The sequence below is a fragment of the Thalassovita sp. genome (assembly GCF_034670005.1).
Classification (GTDB): Bacteria; Pseudomonadota; Alphaproteobacteria; order Rhodobacterales; family Rhodobacteraceae; genus Thalassobius.
The window spans coordinates 14,446-39,966 of the sequence record NZ_JAXMOH010000007.1; the positions used below are offsets into that span (position 1 = coordinate 14,446).

Below are 25,521 nucleotides of genomic sequence, written 5' to 3' on the forward strand. Positions count from 1 at the left end.
TGTAATATAGCATTTTCTAACAGTACAACCCCTTCGTCTTTGTTCCAAATCAAAACTTGAATGTGTGTTTTTTTGTTATCATTTGCTGGCAGGGCGGCTGTTAGAGTGCCCTTCGTTTTTTTTAATCTGGATGGCTTGGGAGGAAAATCGATGCGTGCTCAGAGGAACATTTTGAAAACTGTCAGAACGGGGCTTTTTACAGGTTGTGCGTTGTTAGCGCTGGAGACTTCGCCCTTAGTTACTAACGCCGCTTATGCAGAAAACGACAACGGTGCCCGTAATCAGGGTCAGAACGCTGGCGGCATGGGCAACGAAAACGCAGGCCGCAACGCGCGTGACTCTGGTGGGGGCGGCTTGAATGATATCTTCCGAAATATCACCGGAATGGGCAACGGTTCGCAAGCCGCCGACCCGGTGGCGCCCTCGGCGGGGGGCGCAGGGAATTCCAACCGCCCGGCAGCTTCGGAAAGCGATGAGGACTCCGATCGCCCCGATTGGGCCGGTCAGCCCGGTGGAAAGGACGGTGCCGGTGGCGGACGACCCGCTTCGGCAGGTTCGAATAAGGGGGATCTTTTCGGCGATCTCTGGATCATTCTTCGTGATGAAAATGGGGTTCCGATCCTGACACCGGAAGGTTTTGTCCAGCCTTTGGATTCAGAGGGCAACCTGATACCGCTGGACGAAGAGGGCCATCCTGTGGATGAAACCCTGACGATGGAAGTCGAACTGGGCCGGTTGAATGTCGGACGTTCACCTTCTCAGGTGCTTGACACGCGCGCAGACGAAGTTATCGCCCTTCTGAACGCAGCCACGGCCATTACTTTGGATCCGGCTGGGCGAATTGTTCTTACCGTCGATGGTGTCGATAAAACAATCGATTCTCCGCTTGAAAACTTGGCGATTTATGTCGCCTTGCTTACAACCGGTACTATCCCGGGTGTTGCCGATCTTCCTGGAACAGAGTTTGACTTTTTGGTTGATGGTGTCTTCACCGCCGAAGATCTTGCCGCATCGACTGCTTTCCTCGCGGCGGCTACGGACAAGACCGGCGTGTTCACGGCAGACGAGATCGCCTACATCAATGCGTTTCTGGGTATCAACACCGCGACGATTGGCAGTGTGACCTACTCGGAGATCGATTACTCGACCTTCACCTATAGCCGGTTGGACACCTATGGCGACGTCACGGCCGTGGTGCTGATCGAGCAACCGGACGGCAGCTTTGTCCCGACCGAGGTCAACATCTACGACGCTGTTTTCGGAACGCTCGATGCAAGCGCTGCAGGTAGTTTGGAAGCCTACACCCTCGCGGCAGACGATGCTCGCATGGTCGTGGAGTATATTCACGAATATGCGGTGCCTGAAGATCTGTGACCTGCTCGAAAAAAGCCGTTGGGCTGCAGGAATTTCCTGTGGCCCTTCCCGGTCTGGAAAAGGAGCCCAATATGACTCGTTTTGAAATACGCCGCTCTTTTCTTTTGGCTGGTGCCGCATTTCTAACTAGCGGCGCCTTCATGACATCAGGTGTTAGTGCGCAAATTCGCCCTGCCGAGACGGATCAGCAAAGCCCTGAAGAGCGAAGCGGGGCAGGTGGCAATCACGAAGACGGCGGTCACGAAGATGGCGGTCACGAAGATGGCGGTCACGAAGATGGCGGTCACGAAGACGGCGGTCACGAAGACGGCGGTCACGAAGATGGCGATCATGAAGATGGTGACCATGAAGACGGTGGGCAAGGCAGCCGTGGAAATGGTCCACGTTACTATGGCGGGCGCAACTTTCAGGGGTCTGGCGGCAATCGCGGGCACACTTTGGAAGAGCGGATTTTGAAAGTGCCGTTGCCAGACTAGCAACTGTTCTGTCAGCCTTGCTGAGCTGATGGGATGAACTGCCTTCCCGCCAGATCGCCGCTAGTGTTGCGGGGATAGTGCGTGGAAAACGTCATATACTTAAGTCGATAATTTACCTAAGTCGATAAATGCTGTTTTGCTTCTGGCGACCGGCATCGTCTACGCATTTGGAACTTTCGGTATTGAACCGATGTCACTGATAGGAGGATTTGCCATCGGGAAAGAGCATAGTTAGCTGATTGAAAAATTTAGTCTTGGATGCTGCGCTAGGTTCCAGACTCATTGCCTCTCACAGCCGGCCACCCTGCTCTTAGCGGGCCGCCGAGAAGTGCTGCTGCGCTGGTGTCATCGCTCACATGGTCGGCGGTCATGAAGAGCCGGATCGGGCGCCCTTTGGTGGTGGTAACTGCGTGGAGCTTGGTGTTCAAGCCTCCTTTGGTTCGCCCGACCAGTCGTCCACGCCCCCCTTTTTTGCCGCGCAGACTGGAGGCCCTGAGATCGGCTTTCAAATAGGTTGCGTCCACTGGCCGGTAACGGCCACCGGATCGAGCAGGCTAAAGAACACCAAACTTATCGTAACTTTGTGGCCCTTTCTTCCGGCTTGTGGCGTTTGATTCCCCTGTTTTTGGCTCCGTTATCTGACTATGCGGGCTGACCACTTCTGCGGGGAACGATTAGGTGATTTTTCGTGGCATAACCACATCTCGTTCCAGATCAGACTGGATATTTGGCTCAGACCCATTTGAAACGTCCTGCTGATGCCGCTGGCACGGTGTCAAAAATCCAATTTAGTTCAATTCTTTAGCGGTTTCCGCTTTGAAAATCTGCGACTGATCTCGCTCGTTCCTGACATACTGGGGAACGGGCCGTTGCGTTTCCACGATACGGAAAATATTTCCATAATTGGCGAATATACTTTACCAATTCTTGCCCGGTTGTAACACTCAATCACTGACGCGTGCCCGGATCGCTGAGATTTCGGACGAACGTCAGAAAATGGGAGGAGAACCATATGACCAGCAAACCAATTTCCCGCCGCGCCGCGCTGAGCGGTTTGGCGACTGCGGGTGCGGCCAGCTTGGCAGCACCGTCGCTTGCAACCGCTGCGGGCCAAACGACGACCTGGAAAGTTCAGACGTCCTGGCCGGGCGGTATCGGGCTGCAGATATTCAAGGACTGGGCGGCTTCGATCGAAGAGAAAACTGGTGGCGAACTGGCCTTCAAGCCTTTCGGTGCCAATGATGTCGTCGGCGATTTTCAGCTTTTCGATGCCGTGAAAAACGGCGTTCTGGACGCGGTGAACCCGTTCACCATCTACGCTCAGGGCATCATTCCCGCGGCCATGTTCCTGACCAGCTACCCGCTGGGCCTGCGCAACCCGCATGAATTCGACGTCTATTACTACGGTCTGGGCGGTCTGGAACATGCGCGTGAACTTTACGCCAGACAGAACATGTATTTTGTCGGCCCGATCCATCACGGCCCGAACATCATCCACTCCAAGGTGCCGATCCGGTCGGTCGACGATTTCGCCGGCCGCAAGATGCGCGCGCCCGGCGGTATGGTGGCCGAACTGTTCTCGGCGCTCGGCGCCAAGACGACGCTGCTGCCCGGTTCGGACATCTTCCCGGCACTGGAAAAGGGCACCATTGACGTGGCCGATTATGTCGGTCCGGCGGTGAACTATGCTCTCGGCTTCAGCCAGGTGACCAAATACATCTCGATGGGCCCTCCGGGCTTCATGTCGGTGTATCAGCCGGTCGATATCATGGACCTGACCGTGGGCATGGACAGCTGGAACGCGCTGAGCCCGCAGATGAAGCAATTCGTCGAAATGGAAACTCACAGCTATTCCGACGCGCATCACGCGGCGATCCAGAAAGCCGACCAGGAAGCCTGGAAAAAGTTCGAGGCCGACGGCACCGAAGTCACCCGTCTCAGCCAGACCGACGTCGAAATCATGACCGAAGTGGCCGTGCCGATCTGGTTCAAATACGCAAACCGCGACAAGGATGCCGCGCGGGTCTTCAAGACTCAGCTCGACTACATGATGTCCGGTTCGCTGGGATACGTGACGCCCGAAATGGTCGCAGGGCAGACCCTGGACCTGTAATCCGGATCGCAACCTGAAAACCCGTCGCGCCCCCGGACCAATCTCGGGGGCGCACTTCATCCGACAGACCGAACGGAACCACCCATGCCAAGCATTAGCTTCATCCTGCCCCATTGGGTCTATTGGGGCACGCTGATCGTTTTCCCGATCGTCGCCATGATCATGGCACGGCGGACAAAGACCAGCGGCTATTCAAGCCCAATCGCCTACATGATCTTGATTTCCGGGGGAATTCTTGGACTTCATCGCCTATACCTTCGCAACCTGTGGGGGCTCCTTTACTTACCGATCTTCTTCGCCATCCTGTTTGCGAACGCGCAGGGGAAAGTCGCGCGCGAAGCCGAATCTCAGGCGGCCAACGAAGTAAATAGCGCTCAACGTGTGATCGAGCGCCTGGAACCGAAACTCGCCGCAGCCGATGGCAAGATCGCGACGCTGCGCGCCAACTTGGCCGACGCCGAACAAGGCAGTTTCGCCGAGAAACGCGCGAAACTGACGTTGGAAAAGGCCGAACAGTCCGTGATCGACGACACCGCGCGGATTGAAAAGGCGCGTACCGGCAAGAAAGCCGCTGAACCGGCTTTGGCAGAGGCCAAAGCCGCGCGCGCCAACTGGGCGAACAGGGCCTTCTATGCCTTCATGATTATTTGCGCCTTCATGCTGGTCGATGTGGCCCTGCTGCCGGGCCTGGTCAATCGGGCCAACCTGCGCAGCGCCGAAGAGGGCGAAGACCCCTCGGGGGGCAGTCTGGATGCGATCGAACACGAGGCGGTGGAACGGCTTGAACAAGTCGAAGCCGAAGAAACCAAGAAGGACGAGGATCATATCGGCACCGGCTGGACTGGCGCGATCGACCGGCTGTCCTTCTATACCGGGGAATTTGTCAGCTACTGGATGGTGATTGCAGTGATCGCCTATTACTACGAAGTGGTGGCGCGCTATGTCTTCAACTCGCCCACCATCTGGGTGCATGAAGGCATGTACCTGATGTTCGGCATGCAATATCTGATCGCGGGCTCTTATGCCGCGCTGACCGATGCGCATGTCAAGGTCGATGTGTTCTATGCGGATTGGTCCCCTTTGCGCAAAGCGGTGGTGGATCTTTTCACCTCGATCTTCTTCTTCATCTTCGCAGGCACGTTGCTGGTGACCGGTTGGATCTTCGCGATGGATGCAACGGTCGTGGACGAGGTTTCGTTCTCGGAATGGCAAATCGCCTACTGGCCGTTCAAATGGGCCATCGTCGTGGGGGCTGTTCTTCTGATCCTTCAGGGGATTTCCAAGCTTGCCTCCGATCTCAACTCAGTCCGCAACAGCCTTCAGGGAGCGTAATCCATGGGAATTGAAATGGAAATTGGCTGGCTGACGGCCCTTATGTTCGGCAGCCTCATGGCCCTATTGATGGCGGGCCTGCCCTTGGCCTTCGTCACCGGTGGTCTGGCTTGTGTGTTCCTGTTCATTCTGGGCGACGCGCAGACCCTGAACATCGTGCCGTCGCGGATCTTCCCGTTGATGACGAACTATCAGCTCTCGGCGATCCCGCTCTTCATCTTCCTTGCAGCGATGCTGGAAAGGGCGGGGATCATCAACGAGATGTTCGATGTGATCTACAAGCTGATGGGCGGCGTCAAAGGCGGCCTTGCGGCGGCGACGATCATCGCTTCGACCATCCTCGCCGCCATGGTCGGGGTGATCGGCGCGGCTGTGGTGACGATGGGCATCATCGCCCTGCCGGCGATGCTGGAACGTCACTACGATCCGAAGATCGCGATGGGATCAATCATGGCAGGCGGTACGCTGGGCATCCTGATCCCGCCCTCGATTCTGGCGATCATCTATGCCGTGGTGGCCGAACAATCGGTGGGCGAACTGTTCATCGGCGCGGTCCTGCCCGGTCTGCTGTTGTCGGGCATGTACATCTTCTACGTTACCGCGATGTGCTATCTCGATCCCAAGAAAGGCCCGCCGATCCCGGTCGAGGAACGGATCGACACCCGTGAAAAGCTGCGCCTTCTGGGTAATATGGCGGCACCGATTACGCTGATCTTCGTTGTTCTGGGCGTGATCTTTGCCGGCGTGGCGACCCCGGTGGAAGCGGCTGGTATCGGCACATTCGGGGCGTTCATCGTCGCGGCGATCCATCGCAAGCTGAGCTGGCAAACCATCCGCGAAGCCTGCATGACCACGCTGAAAGCCAGCGCGATGGTGATCTGGATCATGTTCGGCGCGACCATCTTTGTCGGGCTCTACGTTCTCGAAGGCGGCCAGCAATTCGTCGAACAGACGATGACCGGTCTGGGCCTTGGCCCTTGGGGCATCCTGATCCTGATGCAGGTCGTGCTGATCATCCTCGGCATGTTCCTCGACTGGGTTGGCATCTTGCTGCTCGCGGTTCCGATCTTCGTGCCGATCATCCGGGCGCTTGGCGCACAGGCCTTCGGTCTGGGATCGGAAGGTGATCTGGTGCTGTGGTTCGGGGTTCTCTACCTTGTGAACATGCAGATGAGCTTCTTGTCGCCGCCCTTCGGCTATGCGCTGTTCTACCTGCGCGGTGTGGCGCCGGCGGAAATCCCGATGAGCGACATCTTCAAATCGGCCCTGCCTTTCCTCGCGCTGCAAATCGTCGGGCTGGTGCTCTGCATGGTATTCCCACAGATCATCACCTGGCTACCGCGGCTCGTCTATGGCGGGTGATCGCGAACAGCGGTGATCGTATCGTGAAACCGAAAGGAGCCCGGGTTTATCCCGGGCTCCTTTTGCATTGCTGACACTGCATCCCGACCGGGGCAGATGCCCCGTTACGGAGCCGCTTTCAAGCATATCATGTTTTGGAACCGGTCCCGGGATGCTTGATGGGCCGCATCGTTTGCTTTTGCGCTGGCCGGGTCCCGCAGTCGGTCCAATGGCAGTTGCGGCGGTCGAAAATCTCATCGCCAGATTGATCGGGGGCTTTTAATAAGCCACGATCCGGCGTTCAATGCGCCGGGCCCAAAACGGCAGAACGGCCGAACCGGCGGCAGCGCCGCCTCGCGCCGGGGCCAGACGTGAATGTCCATAGATCCGGATCGGTAAAGATGACGCAAGCCTCAGCCACCGCAGACGCTCTCGCCAAAGCGATCCGATCCATTGGAACAGCGGACTTCGTTCCTTCGGTTCTGGACTATATGCGGACGGTAACGCCGTTTCGCGGCGCATTTGTCAGCCGACTCAGCCCGGGCGCATTGCCCGAACACATTTTTGATAATGTCAGGCAGGAACGGCGCTCTGTCGTCGTTGACAGATGGTTGGACCGGGCCTGGCTGCTGGACCCGTTCGTCGTCAGCTTCATAAGCGACCGTTTCGACCCCATCATGGTGCTGGACGATGTGGCGCCGGACCGGTTTTCGCAGACCGACTATTTCCACATTTACTACAAATCCGTCCGCCTGAAGGATGAGTTGGCCGTTTTTGTCACCCTGTCGGACAGCACACTTTTCTTCTCTTTGGGGCGACTGGTCGGAGAAATGCGGTTCTCGCGCCGGGATGTGAACCGATTGTTGCAGGCCCATCAGGTCATTTCGGCCCTGTGTGAGCAGCATTTCCATCGCAGCCCACGCACAGCCCCGGATCAATTGAGCGGCGCCATGCACCTGGACACAATGATTGAACAGGTTTGCAAGGGTCTGACCAGCCGCGAAATCGAAATCGTTCAGCATCTGTTGCGCGGCCATTCCAGCCAGTCGATCGCCCTGTTGCTGGACCTGTCGCCAGCGACCGTCAAAGTGCACCGCAAAAACATCTACCGCAAACTGGGAATCTCATCTCAGTCGGCGCTGTTTTCGATCTTTCTGCAATCGGTCATCTGACCCGCGCTTACCCCTTTGGGGGTAGGCCGGATACCCTTCTCTAGGGGTATTTCCAAGACCGTGTGCCCGGTCTTAGGGTGAGTCCCAACAGCGCCAAAAGGGAAGTGCCGGGACAAACCATGATTGACGTGAGACATGTGACCAAAAGATTTGGCGAAGGCGCTACGGCGGTGACGGCGCTGGAAAATGTTTCGCTGGCCGTTCCGGAGGGTAGCTTTTTCACCCTGCTTGGGCCGTCGGGCTGCGGCAAGACCACTCTGCTCAGACTGATCGCCGGTTTCGAACTGCCCAGCGAGGGTGAAATCCGGCTGGACGGGGAATCGATCGGTCATTTGCCGCCGCATAAACGGCCGGTGAACACGGTGTTTCAAAACTATGCCCTGTTTCCGCATATGAGCGTTGCCCGCAACATTGGCTTCGGGTTGGAAATGCTGAAACGGCCAAAGGCCGAAATCGCCGCGACGATCGAAGAAATGCTTGATCTGGTCCAACTGGGGGCCTTTGCCGCGCGCCGGGTGGATCAGCTTTCGGGCGGGCAACAGCAACGCGTGGCACTGGCCCGCGCCCTGGCCCCAAGACCAAAGGTGTTGCTGCTGGATGAACCGCTGTCTGCGCTGGACCTGAAGCTGCGTAAGGGGATGCAGAGCGAATTGAAGCGGTTGCAGAATGAAACCGGCATCACCTTCGTTTTCGTGACCCATGACCAAAGCGAAGCTTTGGCCATGTCCGACCAGATCGCGGTGATGTCGGCAGGGGCGGTGCAGCAGGTCGGCACGCCCGAAGACATCTATACCGCCCCGCAAAGCCGCTTCGTCGCTGATTTCATCGGCGATACCAATATCGTGACCGGTGAATTGCTGGGATACGAAGGCCCGATGGCCCGGATCAGGTTCGCAGATGGCCCGCCGCTGACCGTCAAGACGGCCAGCGCCACGCTGGTGCCGGGCCCCGTCCATATCGCGCTGCGCCCTGAAACCATCACGGTTTGCGATGCGGCGTCCGAGGCCGCGTTGCTGAGAGGAACCGTGCGCGACGCCACCTATTTCGGAGCCGGGTCGCAGATGCTTGTCTGCCTCGACGACGGCACCGAAATTCAGGCTCAGGTCGACCGGCCAAGTCCGGTTGGCACCGTGGTCGGTCTGAGCTGCGATACCTCCATGTTGCAGGTTCTGGCAGACTGATGGCAGAGCTTGTGCAACAGATCCCGAAAGCATCGGAAAACCTGCAACAGGCGTTGCACGCGCGTGCCAAAGGCAAGCGTCGCGTCAGGCTGTTTCTTCTGCTTCCCGCGCTGATGATCATCGGGATATTCGGGTTGGCCCCGTTGTCGATCGCGCTGATCTATTCCTTTCTGGAACCGGGCACATATGGCGGCGTTGAATGGGTTTTTTCGACCGACGCCTATGTCCAGTTCCTGTTCGAGCGGGACATCTTCGACGACACGCTGAGTTTCAACAGCGCTTACCTGCAGATTTTCGGGCGGTCCTTCGGGCTGGCGATATTCACGATGTTCGGCACCTTGATGCTGGGGTTTCCGGTGGCCTATTTCATCGCTGCCCGCCCGCCTGAACAGCGCAACGCCTGGCTTTTTGCAATCACCCTGCCGTTCTGGACAAACCTTCTGATCCGAACCTATTCGATGCTGCTGATCGTGCGCGACGAAGGTTTTATCAACCTCGCCCTGATGAAGCTGGGCGTGATCAGCACGCCGATGCAGATGCTCTATACGGATGGTGCCGTTCTGGCCGGTCTGGTCTACAGCTATCTGCCCTTCATGATCCTGCCGATCTATGCGTCGCTGGAAAAATTCGACTTCTCCCTGCTGGAGGCGGGCCACGATCTCTATGCCTCGCGGATGCAGGTTTTCCGTCAAATCGTCATTCCGATCAGCCGCCCGGGCATCGTGGCGGGGTGTGCTTTGGTGCTGATCCCTGCGCTTGGCGCCTATATCACGCCCGAGCTTCTGGGCGGGGGCAAGAAACTGATGATCGGAAATCTGATTGCGATGCAGTTCGGGTCGGGGCGCAACTGGCCGTTTGGCTCTGCCGCGGCTCTGATCCTGATGGGGGTGGTGCTGATTGCTTTGCTGCTCTCCTTGCGTGCGGGTGCAGAAAAGGAAAACCGTCATGGCTGAACCTCTCCGCAGAAAACCAAACTTCCTGACCCGTGCGACCGGCACCCGTGAATTACGGCGCCAACCCTTGTTTACCGGCCTGTCTTGGTTTGTTCTGCTGCTGCTTTATGCGCCTATCGCCATCCTGATCGTGTTTTCGTTCAACGACAACCGATCGGTGGTGCGCTGGACCGAATTCAGCCTGCGCTGGTACGCGGCGGCGATGGATAACGGGGATATCCGGCACGCGGCGGGCATCTCGATCCAGGTGGCGCTGACCGCCACTGTGGTTTCGACGATGATCGCAACCATGGCGGCCCTGGCGACAACACGGGGCGGCGGTTTTCTTGGCCGGTCGGCGGCCATTGCCCTGATCAATCAACCATTGATGATCCCTGAAATCGTGACTGCGATTGCCACGCTGGCGTTCTTTTCAATGCTGCGTCAACTGACCGGACTGACCGGGCTGGGCTGGCTTATCCTTGCGCATACGGTGTTCTGTATCCCGTTTGCCTTCATGCCCGTCCGTGCCCGTCTTGCGGATATGTCCGAGACCTTCGAATCCGCCGCGGCCGACCTCTATGCCACGCCTTGGCAGGCTTTCCGCCATGTGACGCTGCCCTTGCTGATGCCGGGCATTCTGGCCGGGGCGATGCTGGCTTTCGTGGTGTCGCTGGACGACGTGATCATCACCTTGCTGGTCGCAGGGCCGGGCGAGACGACTTTGCCAATTTATATCCTTGGCCAGATCCGCCGCGGCGTCACACCAGAGGTCAACGCGGTATCGACCGTCCTGATCGTGCTGACGGTCGCAATGGTGGCGATGACCTTCCTGCTTCAACGCAACCGCAAATAACCAGAAGCCCGTGCGACACGGGCCAATCCCAACCAACGAGAGGACCTGAAATGAACTCGAAACTATTCAAGGCGGCGGTCACATCCGTCATCGCCCTAACCGCTGTGCAGGCACAGGCCGAAGGCAAGCTGAACATCTATAACTGGGGCAACTACACCAACCCCGAGATGATCAAGAAATTCGAAGCGCAATACGACATAGACGTCACGCTGGATGGCTATGACAGCAATGAAACCATGCTGGCCAAGGTCAAGGAAGGCGGCACCGGCTATGACATCGTGGTGCCGGGCGATTACATGGTCGCCATCATGGTGGAAGAGGGGCTTCTGGCCGAAATCGATGCCTCGGAAATGGAAAACTTCAAGAATCTCGATCCGAACTGGGTCGATGTTTACTGGGATCCGGGCCGCAAATATTCGGTGCCCTATCAGTGGGGAACCACCAGCTTCACCGTGGATGCGGACGTTTACGGCGGCGACATCAACACGCTTGAAATCGTGTTCAACCCGCCGGCCGAACTTAAGGGCCGCATCAACATGCTCAACGACATGAACGATGTGATCAACGCCGGTCTGCGCTATCTGAATTATCCGCGCTGCAACTCGAACCCGGAACAGATGAAAGAGCTTCTGAACCTGTTGGTGAAGGCCAAGGAAGACTGGCGCACGATGGACTATGCGGTGATCGAAAAACTGACGTCGAAAGATGTCGATCTGTCGCAAAGCTGGAACGGTGCTGCGATGCGTGCGCGCAACGATCGTCCGACCCTGAAATACGCCTATCCCAAGGAAGGTTTCACCGGCTGGATGGACAATGTGGCGGTGCTGGCTGACGCGCCCAACATGGAAAACGCGAAACTGTTCGTGAATTTCATGATGGAACCGGAAAACGCGGCCCTGACCTCGAATTTCGCGCGCTATGCCAACGGTGTTCTGGGGTCGGACAAATTCATGGATGCCGAAATGCTGGACGCCCCGGAAATCGTGATGCCTGCGGATGCACCGGCCCCGGACTTTGTCAAACCCTGCGATCAGGACGTGGTTGAGCTGTACAACAAGGTTTGGACACGCCTGAAGCAATAATCCAACCCGGCAACAACGTGGTGGCCGCCCCTTGGCCACCACACAAATATTGACTGTGGTCCACCCCCTGTGGGCCGCCCAGCGGGAGCGTGCCGAATGCAGCGGACATCAAACAGCCTGAAACCCAAGACAGCGCGGGAAATCGGCATCATGCAGGGCTTTCCGCCGCCGCCGGAAAAGCGGCCGACGCTGGAAAATTGGGATCTGGCACCGTTCAACCGCTGGTCCTTCCAGAACATGCGCACCCTGTTTCCCACCGTGGATGTGCGGGCCGGTGGTGGCCCTGTTCGGGGATTTGACCACGCCGCGCAGGACTTGTCGTCGATACGGTTCGACAGCTTCGACGGGCGGTCCCTGCCGATCAGCGATTGGATTTGGGAAAGCTATACCGACGGTCTTCTCATTCTTAAGGGCGGGACGGTCGTCACAGAATTTTATGCCAATGATTTCAACTCCGAAGCCGCGCATCTGGGGCAATCGGTTTCAAAATCTGTTATCGGGGCCTTGGCTGGTATCCTGCATGGCGAAGGTCTGTTGGATCTGGCCGCCCCGTTGCAGGACATCATTCCCGAACTGAAAGGCACAGGTTACGCGGGATGCACGGTGGATCAGGCGCTCGACATGTTGTCGGGGGCGCGGTTCAGCGAAGATTACGGGCTGGCAGGCAGCGACATGACCCGGGTCGACGTCGCCTCTGGCTGGCGCCCGGTTCGCGACGGTGAAATCAAACCCACGATCCGCGATGTGATCCTGACCTTGCCGCAGGAACGTGCGCACGGGCTCAGTTTTTCCTACCGGTCGATCGAAACGGATGTGATCGCCTGGGCTTTGGAACGCGTCGGCAGTGCCGATCTTGCCTCCTTGCTGTCCGACAGGATTTGGCGGCATTTGGGGTGCGAACATGATGGGTTTTTCACGGTTGATGACGCGGGCACCGCGCTGGCCGATGGCGGTTTCAACGCGACGCTGCGCGACTATGCCCGGTTTGGCAAGATGATGCTGGACGGTGGCCGGGTGGGCGATCGGCAGGTCGTGCCCGGGGGCTGGATCGACGCCATTTGCGGCGGTGCCGACGCGTCGAAATTCGGCGCACCTTACGACCAGTTGTCACCGGACGGGGCCTATCGGCGGTTCTGGTGGGTTCATAATCCCGAACGGGGTGTTTTCATGGCGCGCGGCGTCTTCGGGCAGATGATCTTTATCGACCGCAGCGCGGATGTCGTGATCGTCAAACTGTCCAGCTGGCCGGATTACCTGATCCCCTCATTCGGTCAGGATGCCGTCCGCGCCTGCGAAGCCATCGTCGACGGCCTGTAAAATTCATCCCCGGGCGGGACTGTTCAAGCGGCGCATATGGGCCTTGCATCGCAAATTTGCTACCTTCATGGTTTATGCCACCCATGACCGGATCGAGGCGATGACATTGGCCACCAGAATTGTCGTGAAGAAGGGCGGCGTGATGCAGCTGATCCCGGTCACGGCGCTTAACCGTAATGGTCAGGCCTGGCCCGGCACGCCGCATCCGTTGTCTTTTGACCGGAACAAGCTGTCCTGTCTCGCGCCGGATACCGGCAAGTGGCTGAACTGACCCGATGCGCTTGGTAGCCGATATCGGCGGGACCAATTCCCGCCTTGCGCTGGCACAGCAGGGTATGGTTCTGCCCGGTACGGCCCACAGCTACTGCAATGATGATTTTACCGGCTTCGACGCGGTGGCGGACCGGTTTCTGGACGATACCGGCGAGGCGCGGATCGACGAAATCGTGGTGGCGGTGGCGGGGCCGGTGAACGGTACGCGCGCGCGGTTGACCAACCGTGACTGGCTGTTCGATGCTGACCTGATCACAGCGCGTCTGGCCGGCGCGCAGGTGCGCCTGATCAACGATTTGACCGCTTTGGGCCATGCCGTCCCGGTGCTGGACGATCAGCAATTGCTCCGGGTTGCACCGGGCATCGTGCCGGACGGACCGATCCGGCAGTCTCTGGTCGTCGGCATCGGCACCGGCTTTAATGTCAGCCCGGTGATCCAGTCGGGCGGCGCGGTGCTTTGCCCGAGTGTGGAAATGGGCCACGTGACCCTGCCGGCGGGGATCGGCGCGGCGCTGGAGGCACGGCAACCGGGGCTGTCCCCGGCGTTTCCGACGGTCGAGGATTGCTTTTCCGGACGCGGCCTGTCCCATCTTTGTGCGGCGCTGACCGGACAGGGCGATCTGACGCCTGCACAGATCATCGACGGCTATGGTACTTCTGACGAATTGACCGGGCTGGCCGATTTCTACGGCGATCTGATCGGCTGGCTGCTGCGAGATCTGCTGTTGGCCTATATGCCGATGGCAGGTATCTATTTCGCTGGCAGCGTGGCCCGCGCGGTGCTGTCGCTGCCTGCCGCCACCCGGACGATCGCGACTTTCCGGCAACCGTTGCCTATCGACACCCGGGCGCAATGCCCGCTCTGGATCATCCAGGACGACCGCGCCGGATTGCTGGGATGCAGCAGGATCGCGTTCTAAACGCTTGGTTCCACAGGGATTTCAATGAAAACTATCGGTGCGGGCGTACTGAATGGATACCTCTTGCTTTGGTGGTGCGGGCTGTACTTTTGAGATTGAAACGCTCCAAATCTAAGCTTGTTTTGCGCCTCCGGCTGGTCTTAGCTCAATTGAGCAGAGAATTTATCAGGTTATCCGATGGTATCCTTGGCGGAAGCTGCATTTGAATACGCGCCCTATCCGATGGCTGTGCTGGACCGGACCGGTTCTGTGGTACGGCACAATTCGGCGATGTCCCAGTTTCTGAATATCGAAAACGCAGCGCCGACCGGAAACATGCTCACCGCCCTGTGGACTGGACCCGATCCCGAGGGATTGGCAGATTTTCTTCAAAACCTGACGGTTCAGAACGACGACAGCCTTCTGACATGGGCGGCCCGGACAAACAGCGGTCCCGGCACCGCAATCAGTTTGACCGGGCGTGTAATTGACGACGGCGCAGGCCGAAACCTGTATCTCATTTCCGTCGATCCGACGGCTCCCCCCGGCAATCAAAACCGGGCGCAATCAGCCGGGCAAACAGATGCAGCCATTCCCCTGAGAACAGCAACAGATATCGGTTTCTGGTATATCGACTTGAAAACCGGCGAAGGGGGCTGGTCGCAACGCGAGATGCAGTTGCTGGGCTACACAGAAGAGGATTACGAAGATTTCAGCGAACACCGGCTGGACGTTGTGCATCCGGATGATCGGGACAGAATGTTCAAGGCTATCGAAACGGCCGCCGAAACCGGTGAAACTGGTGAAATCGTCCTGCGTATCCGCGATGCCCGAGGCAAATACCGTTCGATACATCACAGCTTCAAGATGGTTTTCGACGATGCGGGCGAACCGTTGCGCCTGGTCGGAACCGAACATGATCTAACCGAACTCCTTGATGTGCAGGACCGCCTGATCAGGGCCGAAAGCGTCGCCGGAATTGGCACTTGGGAAGTCTCCCTGAAGACCGGTGAAATCTATTGGTCGCCCGGTGTCTACAGGCTTCACAACTTCGATCCCGAAACGTTTCAGCCCACACAGGAAAACATTACCAGCGTCTTTCATGAAGACGACCGCCAACTTTTCCTGAATGCGCGTCAACGCATGATGGTCGACGGCCGCTTGAACAAAGGCGATCACGACGTTGTCCGGCTGCGCATTCTGCAAGCTGACGGCAGTTTCAGGCATGCAGAATTGAACAGCGCCCATATCCTCGATGATCAAGGTGAAGCCATCGGTCTGATGGGCACGATGCATGACATTGACGATCTGGTCAAAACCCAAGCGCAGTTGTTGCAGGCGCAGAAAATGGAAATCGTTGGCAAATTCTCTGGCGGCGTGGCGCATGATTTCAACAATCTTCTGGCAGTCATCGTCGGCAATCTGGAACTGATACAGGACAGCGAGGACCGGCAGGAAATCGAAGAATGCATCGAGTCCGCTCTGGCCGCTTCGAAACAGGCCAGCGACCTGACCCGCAAACTGCTCAGCTTCGCGCGCAAGGCGACGCTGGACCCGCAATCGACCGATCTGAACGGGCTGATCGGCGATATGAAGTCGATGCTAGAACGGGTTCTGCCTGATCGCATCGATCTGTCGACCTCTCTCGATGACGCGCTCTGGCCGGTTCATATCGACCGCAGTTCGTTCGAAAGCGCCCTGCTCAATCTGGTGATCAACGCCCGCGACGCGATCGGGGACCGCGGGGCGATCACTATCGAGACCGGCAACAAGGTGCTGACCGAGGTCGATATCGACGGCGGGCTCGATCATCTGCATCCGGGTCCATATGTCGTGGTTTCGGTGTCCGACAGCGGCGAGGGAATTCCCCCGGAAGTTATGTCGGAAATTTTCACCCCGTTCTTTTCAACCAAACCAATGCATCAGGGCAGCGGCTTGGGATTGTCGATGGTGCAGGGGTTTGCCGAACAGTCTCAAGGCGGGGTGCGGGTCTATTCCGAACCGGGGAACGGCACTTCGATCAAGCTGTTCTTCCCCGCCTCGGTGAAGGACACGTCAATCATGAAAATGGCTCAGGCCGGCCTGAACGGGTTCCAGATTGAGGGGAGGGTTCTGCTGGCTGAAGACAATCCGTCTTTGAACCAGCTATTGCAGCAGAATCTGCATGGTTTCGGGCTTGACTGCATCGCCGCCTCTTCGGGCGATGAGGCGTTGCAACTCTACAATCTCCATGGTCCGTTCGATCTTCTTTTGACCGATATCGTCATGCCCGGCACGCTCCGGGGGGCGGCTTTGGCGCAGCGGCTGCGCCAATTTCAACCCGATCTGAAAGTGATCTTCATATCCGGCTTTCCGAACGAAGCAGCGCTTCATGGCAACGTGATTTTGCCGGACGACATCCGGCTGATGAAGCCGATCAATAAATCCGATCTGTACCGGGCGCTGCAGCGCGTCTTTGCCATCAACCGCGACGACTGATCCTGTCAGCTTTCGCTGAGCGGCTCGCCCCCGGATTCTTTCACCGTCTCCATCGCCACATAGGTCGAACTGGATGCGACATGGGGCAGGGTCGAGATATTTTCGCTCAGAACCCGGCGGTAATCACCAATATCGCGCGCCCGCACCTTGATCAGGTAATCGAACCCACCCGCGATCATGTGGCATTCTTCCACTTCGGGGATTTTGCGGATCGCGGCGTTGAACGCAGACAGCGCCGCTTCGCGGGTGTCGCTGAGTTTGAGTTCGATAAAGGCGACATGATCCAGCCCCAGCTTCTTGGTCGACAACTGCGCCCGGTAGCCGGTGATATACCCGTCTTTTTCCAACCGCCGGACCCGCGCCAGAACCGGGGTTTTTGACAATCCCACCCGCTGTGCCAGATCGGTCATCGAAACCCGCGCCTCGACCGACAGAATCTGTAAAATCCGACGGTCGAACCTGTCCAGCCCGGGCAGGGTTTCGGTCTTCTGCGCCATTGGTCCAAGTTCCCTGACTAGTATGGTCTTATTGACTGGGAATTTAATTCCTATGGACGAAAAGAACAATATTTTTGCGATATCATTATCGAAACGTTACCCTAGCTTCCCGAGGCCAGCATGATCGACCTTGACCCCCGTTGGGACCGCAATAAACGCCAGAATGAAACCGAAACCGTTTCCGCGCTGATCGCGCAGGCGGATCTGGATGCCGCCGCGCGAAAAGCGATTTCCACCCGCGCGGCCAAGCTGGTCACCCGTATTCGCAACGACGCGGCACCGGGGCTGATGGAGGTGTTTCTGGCCGAATACGGCTTGTCCACCGATGAAGGCATCGCGCTGATGTGTCTGGCCGAAGCGCTGCTCAGGGTGCCCGATTCCGTCACCATCGACGCGTTGATCGAAGACAAGATCGTGCCGTCAGACTGGGGCAAGCATCTGGGCCATTCGGCTTCACCGCTGGTCAATGCCTCGACCTGGGGTCTGATGCTGACCGGGCGGGTGCTCAAGGCTGATGCGCCGGGACTGGCAGGCAATCTGCGCCACGCGGTCAAGCGGTTGGGCGAACCGGTGATCCGTACCGCCGTGGGGCGCGCAATGCGTGAAATGGGCCGTCAATTCGTGCTGGGTCAGGACATCAAATCCGCCATGGATCGCGCCAGAGGGCAGGAAGCCAAGGGCTATACCTATTCCTACGACATGCTTGGCGAAGCGGCGATGACGATGGAAGATGCCGAACGCTATACGGTGTCTTATGCCACCGCGATCGAAGTGATCGCCAAGGGCTGCACGCATTCCGATATCCGCTCCAATCCCGGGATTTCGGTCAAACTCTCGGCGCTGCATCCGCGCTATGAGGTCGCCAAAACAGACCGTGTGATGGATGAACTGGTGCCGGTGCTGCGCGATCTGGCCCGGAGGGCGGCAAAGGCTGGCATGGGGTTCAATATCGACGCCGAAGAAGCCGACCGTCTTGGCCTGTCGCTGAAAGTGATCGAAGCCGTGCTTGCCGATCCCGAACTGGCGGGCTGGGACGGGTTCGGCGTGGTGGTGCAGGCCTATGGCCGCCGCGCCTCGGACGTTCTGGACGGGCTTTACGAACTGGTCAGCCGACTGGACCGCCGGATCATGGTACGACTGGTCAAGGGCGCGTACTGGGATACCGAAATCAAACATGCGCAGGTCGAAGGGTTGACAGATTTCCCGGTATTCACCCGGAAATCTGCCACCGATGTCAGCTATATCGCCAATGCGCGTAAACTGTTGCGGATGACCGACCGGATTTATCCGCAATTCGCCACCCATAACGCCCATACCGTGGCTGCCGTGCTGGAAATGGCTCAGGGCCTGCCACGCGATACCTTTGAATTCCAGCGCCTGCACGGCATGGGGGAAGCGCTGCACGATCTGGTGCTGCGGGACGAAGCCACCAAGTGCCGGATCTACGCGCCGGTCGGTGCACATCGTGATTTGCTGGCCTATCTGGTGCGGCGGCTGCTGGAAAACGGCGCCAATTCTTCCTTCGTAAATCAGATCGTCGACGAAGACATCCCCGCCGACACCGTCGCCGCCTGTCCCTTTGCCCAGCACGAGCGGGAAATGGCAGCACACGGACCTACAATCGCCACCGGCCCAGAACTGTTCGGGACGCGGCGCAATTCCGCGGGCTTTGACCTGTTCGACGTGACCGAACTGGCCCGCATCGACGAAGCCCGCAGCAACGATTTTCCGACCAGTGCCGAACCGCTGATCGCCGGTCCGTTGCAGGGATCTGCCCCGGTGAAGGCCACAAACCCCGCCACCGGCGACGTGATCGGCAAGGTCGTCACCGCCAACGCCAAGGATGTCGAAACCGCGCTGGCGGCGGCGCGGCCCTGGGCCGCCCCGGCGGTCAAACGCGCCGCCACCCTGCATCGGGTGGCCGATCTTTATGAACAGAATTTCGGTGAAATTTTCGCCCTGCTGGCGCGAGAAGCGGGCAAGACGCTGATGGATGCGGTTGGCGAATTGCGCGAAGCGGTCGATTTCCTGCGCTATTATGCGGTGCAGGCGGAAAAGCTGGAACATCCGGCGCGTGGTGTGTTCACCTGTATCAGCCCGTGGAATTTCCCGCTGGCCATCTTCACCGGTCAAATCGCGGCGGCGCTGGCGGCTGGAAACGGTGTGCTGGCCAAACCCGCCGAAACCACGCCGCTGATCGCCTCCTTCGCGGTCCGCCTGATGCACAAGGCCGGTGTCCCTGCCTCGGCGCTGCAATTGTTGCCGGGCGAAGGCCGGGTGGTTGGCCGGGCGCTGACCTCGGACCCTCGGATTTCTGGCGTGGCCTTTACCGGCTCAACCGCGACGGCGCGAATGATCCAGGCCGCAATGGTTGAAAACATGGCTCCCGGCGCGCCTTTGATCGCCGAAACCGGGGGGCTGAACGCGATGATCGTGGACAGCACCGCCTTGCCCGAACAGGCGGTGCGCGACATCGTCGCCTCGGCGTTCCAGTCAGCCGGTCAGCGCTGTTCGGCCCTGCGCTGCCTTTATGTGCAGGAAGATGTCGAACCGGCTTTCCGCAAAATGCTGATTGGCGCGATGAACGAACTGGAACTGGGCGATCCGTGGGCGCTGGAAACCGATATCGGGCCGGTGATCACCGAAACAGCCCGCGCCGATATCGACGGCTATATCGCCGAGGCACAAAGAACCGGGCGCCTGCTGCACGCTCTGACGACGCCGAACCGGGGCAACTTCGTCGCGCCGACACTGATCCGGGTCAACGGCATTGCCGATCTGGAAAAGGAAGTGTTCGGCCCGGTGCTGCACCTTGCGACCTTCAAGGCTAGCAAGGTCGACAAGGTCATCGCAGACGTCAACGCCACCGGCTATGGGCTGACCTTCGGGCTGCACACCCGGATCGACACACGGGTGCAGGACATTGCCGACAGCGTGAATGCCGGCAATATCTACGTAAATCGCAATCAGATCGGTGCCATCGTCGGCAGTCAGCCCTTTGGTGGCGAGGGCCTGTCGGGCACCGGCCCGAAAGCAGGCGGGCCGAATTACCTGCCGCGCTTCACGTCTGACAAGGTGGAACAGATCGGTGCCGAAACTGGTGAACCGATCGACCCGGCGCAGCTTGAAGCCGCCATCGCGGCGGCGCAGGCGGACTGCGCCAAGCTTGCCAAACGGCAGATCGACATGCCGGGGCCGACCGGTGAACTGAACCGCCTGACGCTGGTCGCACGCGGTCCCGTCCTCTGCCTCGGCCCGGGACAGGTCGCGGCGGCGGAACAGGCGGCGCAGATCGCCGCGCTGGGCGGTGCCGCAGTCGATCTCGGTGCCTACGCGGTGCCTGCCGGTCTGTTGCGCGATATCTCCGGGATCGCCGGGGTGGTGTGGTGGGGGGGTGGCGAAACTGCCGCCTCCTATGGCCGTGCGCTGGCGGACCGTCGCGGCCCGCTGACCGCGCTGATCACCGATATGCCCGATACCGGTCACGCGGTGCACGAACGCCATCTGTGCGTTGACACCACCGCAGCGGGCGGCAATGCCAGCTTGCTGGCTGGGTTGGAAACGGCCTGACCCAATGCCGCTTTAGCTGGGGCGGCGCCGTATCGCCGCTCCAGCCCCAAATCTTCCGGTTCTTCTTGGTCGCAATACTCCGGGGGGACGCGGCAAGCCGGCTCCAGCCTGCGCTTCGGTCGTCCGCTTACGGGCCGATCATGGTCACGCCGGGAATGCGTGAAATCTGGAACACGTCCTCATCGTACAAATCGGTCAGCTCGTCGACCAAAGCATCCGACCAGCCGGGCAGATCGACCTCTTCCTCGACCTCGTCATCGATCACGTATTTGTCCAGAAAGGCCGCGATCACCCGGCGTTTCTGGATTTCGTTCATGTCGGGATGTTGTTTCAGATAGGCGCGGAACCGCTTCATGCCTTCCTTGGACATGATATCTGACAACAGATCGAAGCCACCGATGATCTTGGCGTTATGTTCCAGCCCGGCCAGATCGCGGATCAGCTGGGCCCAGATCATCGGCGTGTCCTCGTTGCACCAGATCGTCATCGGCACGTCGGGGGCCTGCGTCCTGAGCCGGGCGATCAGTTCGCTCCAGCGGATCTGCCGGGGATCGGCACCGGACATAAAATCCAGGAAATCCGCCCCCGGTGACTGGGCAAACACGGCGGGCAGAAACGTCGCAGGATTGCGGATTGCCAGAAACAGTTCGACCTGATCGCCGCTGAACAATTCGCACAGCCGCGCCAGCTTGCTTTCCGCGCCGGGATAGATCACGCCCTTGTTGATCGCCGCCTTGGGGACCGAAAAGAAATTTTCATTCGACAACAACAACCGGTCCGGCGTTTCGCCGTCGACGATCGCATCGACCAGCAAATCGCGCGAATCGGACGAGGTATGACCGGTTTCCAACGCGTTGACCGTATCGCGGATCAACCTGCGATATCTTGATGGTCCCGGCACCGCCACGCCGATCTTGGAAAGATCGCCCGCGTTTTTCAGCAGGCACTTGATCAGCCTGTCGTCATCGGTGTTATGGGCGCCTGCGTGTAGTACGACCTGCATGAATGTTCCGTGACGTGGTTCTTGTTTATTTCCTGCACTATAAGGTGTTTTCTGGACAGTTAAACCGGTTTCCGGCAAGAGACGGGTATGAGTGCCGCTACCAAATCCAATTTTTTCCGCAATCGGTCCCGGTTCCGGGTGAACCCGTGGTCCGCCGGGGCCGCGGTGATCGCGGCGCTGGTGCTGCTGCCGATCGCGGCGGTGATCTGGATCGCCTTCAATCCCAGTGACAATATCTGGCCGCATCTGCTGTCGACCACCTTGCCGCGCTATATGCGTGACACCGTGGTGCTGATGCTGTCGGTCGGGGTGCTGGCTGGCGGGGCGGGCACCGGCGCGGCCTGGCTGATCGCGCGCTACCGGTTTCCGCTGTCGCGCTGGCTGGAATGGCTGCTGTTGCTGCCATTGGCGATCCCGGCCTATGTCGGGGCCTATGCGCTGGTTGATCTGCTGGAATATGCCGGACCGGTGCAGACCGGGCTCAGGACGGTGATGGGCTGGCAATCGGCACGCGATTACTGGTTTCCCGAAATCCGGTCGCTGGGCGCCGCGGCGGTGGTGCTCTCGGCGGCGCTTTACCCTTATGTCTACCTGCTGGCACGCACCGCGTTCCGTGAACAATCCGGCGCGACCGAAGAGGTTGCGATGTCGCTCGGGGCAGGGGCCTTTGGCCGCTTTTTCCGGGTCGGGCTGCCGCTGGCGCGCCCCGCCATCGCCGCCGGAATGGCGATTGCGATGATGGAAACGGTGAACGATTTCGGCACCGTCGATTATTTCGCGGTACAGACCCTGACCACGGGCATTTTCACCGTCTGGCTGGAAAGCAACAACGCCGGTGGCGCGGCGCAGTTGGCCAGCGTGGTGCTGATGCTGGTGATCGTGCTGGTGTCGCTGGAAAAGGTCAGCCGCCGCAAAACCCGGTTTTTTGCGATGTCAAACCGTCACCGGGTGATCGAACGGACACAGCTGGCACCGGGGGCGGGGTTGATTGCGACGCTGCTCTGCCTGATCCCGTTCGTGATGGGGTTCTTGCTGCCCGCCGGGGTGATCCTGCGCCACGCGCTGGCCAATGCCGAACTGTGGGCCGATCCCGACCTGATTTCGGCGCTGTGGAACACCGTCGTGGTGGGCGGCATCGCGGCGGTGATGACGGTGCTGGCGGGGGTGTTCATGGTCTATGGCGTCAGGCTGTCGGGGCGGGCGCTGCCCCGGCTGTTATTGCCGCTGACCACCATCGGCTATGCCGCGCCGGGCGCGGTTCTGGGGGTTGGTATCCTGATCCCGCTGGCAACGCTGGACAATGCGCTGGCCGACGGGATCGAGGCGTTGACAGGCTATGATATCGGTCTGGTGCTGACCGGGTCAGCGGTGGCGCTGGTGCTGGCCTATAGCGTGCGGTTCTTCGCCATCGCCCAGGGGGCCGCCGATGCGGCGATGGGGCGGATATCGCCCAGCCTGCCAATGGCGGCGCGCTCGCTTGGCCGCAGTCAGGGGCAGGTGCTGGGGCAGATCTATGCGCCGCTGATCCGCGGTTCGGTCGGGTCGGCGCTGCTGCTGGTCTTTGTCGATTGCGTCAAGGAATTGCCTGCCACGCTGTTGCTGCGACCGTTTAATTTCGACACGCTGGCAACCCGGGTGCATGAACAGGCGTCGCTGGAAAACCTCGGCGATGCGTCGCCCGCAGCGGTTCTGGTGATCGCGGTCGGGCTGGCGGCGGTGGCCATGCTGGCCCGCGCCAACCGTTAGGCCCGGCAGTCCCGAAAATTTGTGATCCCATCCAACCGCTAAGGGTTTCGGATTATTTGCGCACGCGCTAGGCTTTGGCGGCCGGGGCAGGATAATTGCGGGGGGGAATCGCGCCATGCCACAACAGCCGCAGCGTCTGCCGTACCAGCTTGGCACGGTTATTGCGCACTGGGTGAAGGTGGGGTCCGTCAACTGCGCCGGGCATCCCTGAACAAGTAAGGAAGGACGCAGGCGATGGAACGCTATTCAGTCTTTGGATTGGTAATTCTGCTGGCCGTGTTGTCATTGGTCGGATTGATTTTCAGCGGGTGGTTCCTGATCCCCTATATCCTGTTTTCGCTGCTGATGATCCTTGGCATCCGGGACGTGGTGCAACCGCGCCACGCGATCCTGCGCAATTATCCGATCATCGGGCATATGCGCTTCATGTTCGAAGGCATCCGGCCCGAAATCCGCCAGTACCTGATCGAAAGCGATCAGGACGAAGAACCGTTTTCCCGCGATGAACGTTCGCTGATTTATCAGCGCGCAAAGGGGATCGAGGACAAGCGCCCCTTCGGCACCAAACAACGGGTTTACGATTCGGGGTTTCAGTGGCTGACCCATTCGGTCATGCCGCATCATATCGAGGACCACGATTTCCGCATCCATGTCGGCGGCCGCGACTGCAAACAGCCCTATGACCTGTCGATCTACAACATCTCTGCAATGAGCTTCGGTGCGCTGTCGGCCAACGCGATCCTGGCGTTGAATACCGGCGCCAGGAAGGGCGGCTTTGCCCATGACACCGGCGAGGGTGGCATCAGCCGCCATCACCGCGAGGGTGGCGGCGATCTGGTCTATCAGGTCGGTTCGGGTTATTTCGGCTGCCGCACCCCCGAAGGCCGCTTCGACCCGGAAAAGTTCAAACAGCAGGCCCGCGACCCGCAGGTCAAGATGATCGAACTGAAGCTGAGCCAGGGCGCAAAGCCGGGCCATGGCGGGGTGCTGCCAGCCAAGAAGATCACCGAAGAAATCTCCGAAGCGCGCGGCGTGCCGATGGGGGTCGATTGCGTATCCCCGCCCAGCCATCCGGAATTTTCCACCCCGATCGAAATGTGTGAATTCATCGGTCGGCTGCGCGACTTGTCGGATGGCAAACCGGTGGGTATCAAGCTGTGCATCGGCCATCGGCGCGAATTCATGTGCATGGTCAAGGCGATGCTGGAAACCGATATCGTGCCCGATTTCATCGTCATCGACGGCAAGGAAGGCGGCACCGGCGCCGCCCCGGTGGAATTCGCCGACCGTCTGGGGATGCCATTGGTCGAGGGGCTGACCTTTGCCCATAACACCCTGCGTGGGGTGGGGCTGCGTGACCGGATGAAAATCGGCGCTTCGGCCAAGATGGTGTCGGCCTTCGATATCGCACGTATCCTGGCGCTTGGGGCCGATTGGGCCAATTCGGCGCGCGGCTTCATGTTCTCGATCGGCTGCATTCAGGCGCAGGCCTGCCATACCAACAATTGCCCGGTTGGCGTCGCCACCCAGGACAAGCTGCGGCAAAAGGCGCTGAACGTGACCAATAAATCCGAACGGGTCTACCGGTTCCATCAAAACACGCTCAAGGCGCTGGCGGAAATGACCGGCGCGGCGGGGCTGGACCATCCCGGACAGTTTCAGCCGCATCACCTCTTGATGCGGGAAAAGTCCCGCGACATGGTCACCGGCGACGAAGTTTACCCCTACCTGCCCGAAGGCTTCCTGCTGCGCGGCGAAGATGTGGGGTTCGGCTATCTCAAACGCTGGACCCGCGCCCGCGCCGAAAGCTTCGCGCCGGTCGATTACATGCCCTGAGCGGGCCGCCGGGCTTTACTGTCGTTCACGCCGCCGGAAGAAC

Annotated in this window: 19 protein-coding genes and 1 pseudogene; 17 read left to right on the plus strand and 3 right to left on the minus strand. The window is 59.4% G+C overall.

Translation table 11 applies throughout. From position 1 onward, the window contains the following. The first annotated feature begins 150 nt into the window (after positions 1-150). Positions 151-1,374: a hypothetical protein gene (locus VOI23_RS12805; protein ID WP_323785258.1), complete on the plus strand. Its 1,224-nt coding sequence runs from the start codon at positions 151-153 to the stop codon at positions 1,372-1,374. Between the two features lie 140 nt (positions 1,375-1,514). Then, complete coding sequence (locus VOI23_RS12810) at positions 1,515-1,850, plus strand: hypothetical protein (RefSeq protein WP_323785259.1); 336 nt, start codon at positions 1,515-1,517, stop codon at positions 1,848-1,850. A 299-nt stretch (positions 1,851-2,149) separates the two neighbouring features. On the opposite strand, the pseudogene VOI23_RS12815 reads toward VOI23_RS12810, so the two are convergent. Continuing rightward, positions 2,150-2,374, minus strand: a pseudogene (locus VOI23_RS12815) (IS5/IS1182 family transposase); the annotation flags it as partial. 488 nt (positions 2,375-2,862) lie between these two features. Here VOI23_RS12815 and dctP point away from each other — a divergent pair. From dctP to VOI23_RS12875, 12 genes are all read left to right on the plus strand, one after another. Continuing rightward, positions 2,863-3,963 carry a TRAP transporter substrate-binding protein DctP gene (gene dctP / locus VOI23_RS12820; protein WP_323785260.1) on the plus strand — a complete coding sequence of 367 codons (1,101 nt, stop codon included), beginning with the start codon at positions 2,863-2,865 and terminating at the stop codon, positions 3,961-3,963. An 84-nt stretch (positions 3,964-4,047) separates the two neighbouring features. Further along, on the plus strand, positions 4,048-5,295 hold the full coding sequence (locus tag VOI23_RS12825; protein WP_323785262.1) for a TRAP transporter small permease subunit: 1,248 nt from the start codon (positions 4,048-4,050) through the stop codon (positions 5,293-5,295). 3 nt (positions 5,296-5,298) lie between these two features. Next, positions 5,299-6,657: a TRAP transporter large permease subunit gene (locus VOI23_RS12830; protein ID WP_323785263.1), complete on the plus strand. Its 1,359-nt coding sequence runs from the start codon at positions 5,299-5,301 to the stop codon at positions 6,655-6,657. Between the two features lie 380 nt (positions 6,658-7,037). Continuing rightward, a complete protein-coding gene (locus tag VOI23_RS12835; RefSeq protein WP_323785264.1) occupies positions 7,038-7,808 on the plus strand; it encodes a helix-turn-helix transcriptional regulator in 771 nt (256 codons plus the stop codon). Positions 7,809-7,927: 119 nt separating this feature from the next. Continuing rightward, entirely contained in the window at positions 7,928-8,989 is a 1,062-nt protein-coding gene (locus VOI23_RS12840; RefSeq protein ID WP_323785265.1) for an ABC transporter ATP-binding protein, read from the plus strand. Positions 8,990-9,102: 113 nt separating this feature from the next. Further along, complete coding sequence (locus VOI23_RS12845; RefSeq protein ID WP_323785434.1) at positions 9,103-9,942, plus strand: ABC transporter permease; 840 nt, start codon at positions 9,103-9,105, stop codon at positions 9,940-9,942. Next, positions 9,935-10,777, plus strand: a complete 843-nt coding sequence (locus VOI23_RS12850; protein ID WP_323785266.1) for an ABC transporter permease — start codon at positions 9,935-9,937, stop codon at positions 10,775-10,777. The genes VOI23_RS12845 and VOI23_RS12850 overlap by 8 nt, the downstream gene beginning before the upstream one ends. Before the next feature lie 50 nt (positions 10,778-10,827). Then, positions 10,828-11,859 (plus strand): extracellular solute-binding protein, encoded by a 1,032-nt coding sequence (locus tag VOI23_RS12855; RefSeq protein ID WP_323785267.1) that lies wholly within the window; start codon positions 10,828-10,830, stop codon positions 11,857-11,859. A gap of 96 nt (positions 11,860-11,955) precedes the next feature. Then, positions 11,956-13,176, plus strand: coding sequence for a serine hydrolase (locus tag VOI23_RS12860; protein WP_323785268.1), 1,221 nt, complete (start codon positions 11,956-11,958; stop codon positions 13,174-13,176). Positions 13,177-13,219: 43 nt separating this feature from the next. Beyond that, entirely contained in the window at positions 13,220-13,447 is a 228-nt protein-coding gene (locus VOI23_RS12865; RefSeq protein ID WP_323785437.1) for a hypothetical protein, read from the plus strand. Between the two features lie 4 nt (positions 13,448-13,451). Beyond that, positions 13,452-14,369 carry a glucokinase gene (locus tag VOI23_RS12870; protein ID WP_323785269.1) on the plus strand — a complete coding sequence of 306 codons (918 nt, stop codon included), beginning with the start codon at positions 13,452-13,454 and terminating at the stop codon, positions 14,367-14,369. Positions 14,370-14,546: 177 nt separating this feature from the next. Beyond that, a complete protein-coding gene (locus VOI23_RS12875; RefSeq protein ID WP_323785271.1) occupies positions 14,547-16,826 on the plus strand; it encodes a hybrid sensor histidine kinase/response regulator in 2,280 nt (759 codons plus the stop codon). Positions 16,827-16,831: 5 nt separating this feature from the next. On the opposite strand, the gene VOI23_RS12880 is transcribed toward VOI23_RS12875, so the two are convergent. Further along, complete coding sequence (locus VOI23_RS12880; RefSeq protein ID WP_323785272.1) at positions 16,832-17,323, minus strand: Lrp/AsnC family transcriptional regulator; 492 nt, start codon at positions 17,321-17,323, stop codon at positions 16,832-16,834. A 120-nt stretch (positions 17,324-17,443) separates the two neighbouring features. Here VOI23_RS12880 and putA point away from each other — a divergent pair, with 120 nt between their 5' ends. After that, positions 17,444-20,893, plus strand: coding sequence for a bifunctional proline dehydrogenase/L-glutamate gamma-semialdehyde dehydrogenase PutA (putA, locus tag VOI23_RS12885; RefSeq protein ID WP_323785274.1), 3,450 nt, complete (start codon positions 17,444-17,446; stop codon positions 20,891-20,893). A 127-nt stretch (positions 20,894-21,020) separates the two neighbouring features. Here putA and VOI23_RS12890 read toward each other — a convergent pair whose 3' ends face one another. Continuing rightward, a complete protein-coding gene (locus VOI23_RS12890; protein WP_323785276.1) occupies positions 21,021-21,896 on the minus strand; it encodes a hypothetical protein in 876 nt (291 codons plus the stop codon). A gap of 87 nt (positions 21,897-21,983) precedes the next feature. Between VOI23_RS12890 and VOI23_RS12895 the strand changes: the two genes are divergently transcribed. Both VOI23_RS12895 and VOI23_RS12900 read left to right on the plus strand, forming a co-directional pair. Beyond that, complete coding sequence (locus VOI23_RS12895) at positions 21,984-23,642, plus strand: iron ABC transporter permease (RefSeq protein ID WP_323785277.1); 1,659 nt, start codon at positions 21,984-21,986, stop codon at positions 23,640-23,642. 234 nt (positions 23,643-23,876) lie between these two features. Beyond that, a complete protein-coding gene (locus VOI23_RS12900; protein WP_323785278.1) occupies positions 23,877-25,478 on the plus strand; it encodes an FMN-binding glutamate synthase family protein in 1,602 nt (533 codons plus the stop codon). The last annotated feature ends 43 nt before the right edge of the window (positions 25,479-25,521 follow it).

Bases quoted from the DNA above. Each gene is read 5' to 3' on its own strand.
- VOI23_RS12860 (WP_323785268.1), top strand. From the start codon at position 11,956: ATGCAGCGGACATCAAACAGCCTGAAACCCAAGACAGCGCGGGAAATC.
- dctP (WP_323785260.1), top strand. From the start codon at position 2,863: ATGACCAGCAAACCAATTTCCCGCCGCGCCGCGCTGAGCGGTTTGGCG.
- VOI23_RS12870 (WP_323785269.1), top strand. From the start codon at position 13,452: ATGCGCTTGGTAGCCGATATCGGCGGGACCAATTCCCGCCTTGCGCTG.
- VOI23_RS12840 (WP_323785265.1), top strand. From the start codon at position 7,928: ATGATTGACGTGAGACATGTGACCAAAAGATTTGGCGAAGGCGCTACG.
- VOI23_RS12835 (WP_323785264.1), top strand. From the start codon at position 7,038: ATGACGCAAGCCTCAGCCACCGCAGACGCTCTCGCCAAAGCGATCCGA.
- VOI23_RS12810 (WP_323785259.1), top strand. From the start codon at position 1,515: ATGACATCAGGTGTTAGTGCGCAAATTCGCCCTGCCGAGACGGATCAG.
- VOI23_RS12845 (WP_323785434.1), top strand. From the start codon at position 9,103: ATGATCATCGGGATATTCGGGTTGGCCCCGTTGTCGATCGCGCTGATC.
- VOI23_RS12855 (WP_323785267.1), top strand. From the start codon at position 10,828: ATGAACTCGAAACTATTCAAGGCGGCGGTCACATCCGTCATCGCCCTA.
- VOI23_RS12880 (WP_323785272.1), bottom strand. From the start codon at position 17,323: ATGGCGCAGAAGACCGAAACCCTGCCCGGGCTGGACAGGTTCGACCGT.
- VOI23_RS12805 (WP_323785258.1), top strand. From the start codon at position 151: ATGCGTGCTCAGAGGAACATTTTGAAAACTGTCAGAACGGGGCTTTTT.
- VOI23_RS12875 (WP_323785271.1), top strand. From the start codon at position 14,547: ATGGTATCCTTGGCGGAAGCTGCATTTGAATACGCGCCCTATCCGATG.
- putA (WP_323785274.1), top strand. From the start codon at position 17,444: ATGATCGACCTTGACCCCCGTTGGGACCGCAATAAACGCCAGAATGAA.
- VOI23_RS12900 (WP_323785278.1), top strand. From the start codon at position 23,877: ATGGAACGCTATTCAGTCTTTGGATTGGTAATTCTGCTGGCCGTGTTG.
- VOI23_RS12830 (WP_323785263.1), top strand. From the start codon at position 5,299: ATGGGAATTGAAATGGAAATTGGCTGGCTGACGGCCCTTATGTTCGGC.
- VOI23_RS12895 (WP_323785277.1), top strand. From the start codon at position 21,984: ATGAGTGCCGCTACCAAATCCAATTTTTTCCGCAATCGGTCCCGGTTC.
- VOI23_RS12825 (WP_323785262.1), top strand. From the start codon at position 4,048: ATGCCAAGCATTAGCTTCATCCTGCCCCATTGGGTCTATTGGGGCACG.
- VOI23_RS12890 (WP_323785276.1), bottom strand. From the start codon at position 21,896: ATGCAGGTCGTACTACACGCAGGCGCCCATAACACCGATGACGACAGG.
- VOI23_RS12850 (WP_323785266.1), top strand. From the start codon at position 9,935: ATGGCTGAACCTCTCCGCAGAAAACCAAACTTCCTGACCCGTGCGACC.